This window comes from Bradyrhizobium sp. Ken01, from assembly GCF_055807355.1.
In genome coordinates this window covers 1-3,676 of the sequence record NZ_JBVVPC010000112.1, presented here as the reverse complement: position 1 = coordinate 3,676, position 3,676 = coordinate 1, and the positions used below count along the sequence as shown (strand labels likewise).

Genomic DNA, 3,676 nt, shown 5'->3' with positions numbered 1-3,676 from the left:
GCTCATCAAGTTCTATAAAGAGAACCCTGGACTACTCAGGCGGTAGCCCTGCGGCCTACGCCGAATGGATACGCTTCGCGCACCGCGCATGCAGGCTTCGTGCTCGATGCGCTGGAGCAGACACTGCATGATCGACGGCCCGTCCATCGCGGCGGGCTCGTGCACCACAGCGACAGGGGCAGCCAATACATATCCATTAAGTACACGAGCGCCTGGCTGAAGCTGGTGTCGAGCCTGCCGTTGGCAGCGTCGGAGATTCCTATGACAATGCTCTCGCCGAAACCATCAACGGTCTCTACAAGGCTGAGGTGATCCATCCGCGCGGGCCATGACGCAGCTTCGAGGCCGTCGAGTTCGCGACCCTGGAATGGGTGGATTGGTTCAACAACCGACGGCTCCTGGAGCCCATCGGCAACATCCCGCCGGCCGAAGCCGAGCAACGCTACTACGCCATGTTGGATCAACCCGCCATGGCGGCATAACTTAAACCAAATGGCCTCCGGCAACCTGGGGCGGTTCACGGAAGTTGTGGCCCGACTGCTGAGAGGAAGAGGTTGGCGGCATTGCCGACGCGGCTTTTGAGGGAGAAACGGCCAATTGATCTTCCGGCTTAGGGTACCTGATGAGGGGCTCGATGACAGAGCGGCGGCGCAATTCCCGCTTGATCGTGCTGAAGGCGCCGCGCTTCTGACCGGAGATGAAGATGCGATGCGATGTTGCGCATTGTCGTCGCGGTATCCCTTGTGAGCCCATGCCCGTGAGGTCGGTTAACTCGGCAAGGAAGCCAGCGCGCTTTTGGTTTCAGCGTCAAGACTTCCTACTTCCATTGTCATCGACGACCACCGGGTTACCGGCGCTCGTGCTGTACGCGAGCGCAACGCCCGACAACCGATACGACGGTCACACCTTGCTGCTGCGGCGAGCGGATCTTAGCTTAGCCAACCGGGAGGCAAACGCCTCTTCGAGGGCATCCGGCCTTCGAGCTTGCGACGGAGGTCGCGATTGTTAACGGTTCTTCGGTGCGACCGAAAGAGATATTGGGCCTGAGCCGACCGCTTGAAAGGTCAAGTTTTCGGCGACAAAACGAGACAATTTGTCAGCGGGAACGAATCCTTCAGCGTAAAGAGGGGGGGTACTCGCTGCTTGCGACGCGTAACCAATTTGATAGTAGTATTGGAAGAATGCTTGAGCATTGACCGTGAATGAGCCCAACGTGATAATGACGCTTGTAATGCCCGCATAGCCCGAGGAACGTGCTGAGCCTTCACATTCTACTCGGAAGGTGGCGTTATTTTCCCCGGAACCGTTGTAAATCCAATTGTACAGCGGCGTGCCGGCTTGGGCGCGTTGTTCGATAGGAAGTGGGATATGAGTTAAAGTCTCCGAACTAGGCATTATCTTCATCCTTCAGGGTTAAATTTTAGATAGGTTGGCCTGACGCACCCGAACTGTCACAACGTGCAAAGGCGGTGCTTTGCGGAAATCAGATGTGGGGGTCTGTGGGCTCAAGCCACGCGGTTGTACCGAATGATGTGCGCGTTCCCAAGCAACAATAGGTCGAGTACAGATTTTCGAACACTCCGGCGGACTTTAGCGTCATCAAAAGATACCTGCAGTCCTGTTTCGCCGAGTAGAAAGTCGCCGAAAAGTTAAATTCGATGGGGAAGCGTCGAAGCGTCGCCAAGACTCTCGCGAGCTGTCGAGGGGTAGCTAATTTTCTGGATTTTATCCAGAGCTTCTGTTGGTCGCCTTAAGAGGGGAAATTGCGATTCTCCAAGATCCATCTCCAGTGCCTATGCGGAAGGCGGTCCAGAGCAGGTCGGCCCCGATTTCGGCGCGCCCAAACGGAAGAACCGTCATTCGGTCCCGACGCTGCTCCGAACTGCTCTCATAGTTGCTGAAAACTGCCCTATTGATGCTGGCTGGACGTTTTCCGGAATCGCCATGGCATGAGGTCTTCGATCCTGCTCTAGGGATGGTTTCGGCGATGTAGGAGGCGGCGTTGGCGTCGTTGAGCTTGCAGGTGGTGAGGGTAGTCGCGAGCAGGACCCAATTTTCCGCGCCGACTTCACGACCGGCGAAGAGCGCATTGTTTTGGTCAGGCAGACTCGCCGGATGGCGTTCACAACCGGGTTCGTGTCGGACTCGAGACGCGTCCTTGAGGAAGTGGGGCAGTCCTTGTTAGCGATGAGCGCGTATCGGATGTCCTCGGCGAGTGTCGAGCCACCGGAGATCATCGACAGGTCTTTCCTAAGCCGTAAATCGTCTGGTCTAGCAGCGTCATGGCGTCATGAGCGCCGCGAAGAGACTCAACGTCGGACCAAACGACAGCGAACCCGAACGATCGCACGAGGTTTTAGGTACAAGGGTGATGCCGCGATGTCGCCGAGCCAGACGCAAGCTCCTCGGACTCGCGGACGTTTCAGTCACTTATAAGCTCGCCAAAAGACTTTGATTGCTTCCGTTACCGGGGCACCGGTACCAGGTCGTTTTGCCGTGGGATCCGACGACGCACATCGCGCTAGATGTGCTAAGGGGTCTTGGGCGTAAACTAATCGGTTTCGTTGGTGCCGTCTCACAAAGACCGATCTTTCGAGGCGATACAGAATGACTTTCCTAAATTCACTGCTCGTCCAGGTAAGCGGCACGAATTTTCTTATGGGCATGTAGGTAGCCCATCCGCAGGCCAATACATGTCGAGTGGTCAAGGCATCAGCTGAAAAGGCGGATGCCTTTAGAAAGCAGCGCCTCATGCTGCTGGCACGCAACTACGAGCGTCGTATTTCACTTCGTGCCAAGACTGAGGAGTCACCATACGAACAGAAGTAGTACTGTTTATCTGCACGCGCAATAAGCAGGCATCGCTATCGAGCGGCGCGCGGCCTGGTTGCGATCATCGCCGGGATGCGTGGCGTCAAGCTGGTCGTCTCCGACGCTCACGAGGACATCAAGGCTACCGTTGCCAAGGTGCTCAATGCCAGCTGGCAGCGTTGCCGCGTCCACTTCATGCGCAACGCGCTGGCGCATGCCGGCAAGAGCGGGCGGCGTGTCGTCTCCGCCGTCATCGCCACCGCCTTCCCCCAGGACGACGCCGAGGCCGCAACAGCGCCGACCAGCTCCGCGCCAAGCTGCCCGAACTTACCGGCTTCCTCGACGAGGCCGAAACGGACGTGCTGGCCTACATGACGTTCCCGCCCCAGCATCGCACCAAGCTGCATTCGACCAACCCGGTCGAGCGTCTCAACGGCGAGATCAAGCGACGCACCGAGGTGGTCGGCATCTTCCCCAACGAAGACGCCATCGTTCGCCTCATCGGCGCGATCCTGCTCGAACAGAACGATGAGTGGGCGGTCCAGCGTGCCCGCTACATGACACTGGAAACCATCGCACCCTTGAGCGATGATCCGAGGGTCAGCATCACGGCTATCGCCAGCTGACCGACCCGGTTCCCGCCGGCGAACGCGGTGAGCCGCCAGCTACACCACCACCGGGGAGTACGTCATGCCAAGCTGATGAATGCTTGTGGGTGCAAGTCCCATCCGGCCAAAGCCGAAGCAGGCAGGCCGGGACCGAGTCTTGCGGGCGTCGCGGCAACGCGGGGTTCGAAGTGTAGACAGGAGCCATGCGGGGTGCGGGAATGAGCCTCGAAAGGTGGATGTTCGCGGAGGCCGAGTGT

Annotated in this window: 1 protein-coding gene and 3 pseudogenes; 2 read left to right on the top strand and 2 right to left on the bottom strand. The window is 58.3% G+C overall.

Annotated features, from left to right (window positions below; translation table 11 throughout):
• Positions 1 to 75 precede the first annotated feature (75 nt).
• Positions 76 to 482, top strand: a pseudogene (locus tag AC0L3S_RS38820) (integrase core domain-containing protein); the annotation flags it as partial.
• A 37-nt stretch (positions 483 to 519) separates the two neighbouring features.
• On the opposite strand, the pseudogene AC0L3S_RS38815 reads toward AC0L3S_RS38820, so the two are convergent.
• Together AC0L3S_RS38815 and AC0L3S_RS38810 are read right to left on the bottom strand one after the other, a co-directional pair.
• A pseudogene (locus AC0L3S_RS38815) lies at positions 520 to 767 on the bottom strand (IS5/IS1182 family transposase); the annotation flags it as partial.
• Between the two features lie 238 nt (positions 768 to 1,005).
• A complete protein-coding gene (locus AC0L3S_RS38810; RefSeq protein ID WP_473285200.1) occupies positions 1,006 to 1,395 on the bottom strand; it encodes a hypothetical protein in 390 nt (129 codons plus the stop codon).
• Between the two features lie 1,506 nt (positions 1,396 to 2,901).
• Here AC0L3S_RS38810 and AC0L3S_RS38805 point away from each other — a divergent pair.
• A pseudogene (locus tag AC0L3S_RS38805) lies at positions 2,902 to 3,437 on the top strand (transposase); the annotation flags it as partial.
• Between the last annotated feature and the right edge of the window lie 239 nt (positions 3,438 to 3,676).

Bases quoted from the DNA above. Each gene is read 5' to 3' on its own strand.
- AC0L3S_RS38810 (WP_473285200.1), bottom strand. From the start codon at position 1,395: ATGCCTAGTTCGGAGACTTTAACTCATATCCCACTTCCTATCGAACAA.